Source organism: Paraburkholderia sp. BCC1884, assembly GCF_900996225.1.
GTDB lineage: Bacteria > Pseudomonadota > Gammaproteobacteria > Burkholderiales > Burkholderiaceae > Paraburkholderia.
The window spans coordinates 1-514 of the sequence record NZ_CAAJGL010000132.1; the positions used below are offsets into that span (position 1 = coordinate 1).

At 66.3% G+C, this 514-nt stretch carries 1 protein-coding gene and 1 pseudogene; one reads left to right on the forward strand and one right to left on the reverse strand.

The features are described 5' to 3' along the window. Positions 1-261: pseudogene (locus FQ705_RS29325) on the reverse strand (amidase); the annotation flags it as partial. 118 nt (positions 262-379) lie between these two features. On the opposite strand from FQ705_RS29325, the gene FQ705_RS29330 reads away from it, so the two are divergent. Further along, positions 380-514, forward strand: a 135-nt coding sequence (locus FQ705_RS29330) for a LysR family transcriptional regulator (protein WP_144147649.1), incomplete at its 3' end; no start/stop codon positions are given.

Below are 514 nucleotides of genomic sequence, written 5' to 3' on the forward strand. Positions count from 1 at the left end.
GAGTTCCAGCCGCTTGCCGGCCATCGAGACCGCCAGGTCCTTGATCAGGAAGGGCACGCCCGCCAGCGGGCCGGCGGGCTCGTCGCTGCCTGCGCCGCTCGCCTCGATCGGCCAGTGCTCGACCACGGCGTTGATGCGCGGATTGACCGCCTCGGCGGCCCTGCGTGCCAGCTCGCCGAGTTCGGCTGCCGTGACTTCGCCGTCCCGCACCCGTTGCGCCAGGCCCAGCGCATCGTGGCTCGTGTATTCGTCCAGTGTCATCTCGTTCTCCGGTAGGAACCGGCAAGATAGAACGGCCGCGCATCGCCGATTAGCCCATTTTGCCGGCATGCTTTGGGCCACCGATGGCACAATCGCGAATCGACGGAGTGGACGAGCCATGACACGCGACTTGAACGACACGCTGATATTCCTTCGCGTGGTGCAGGAAGGCAGCTTCACCGGCGCGGCGTCGGCCTTGCAGATTCCCAAGACGACCGTCAGCCGGCGAGTGCGCGAACTCGAGAGCCATCTG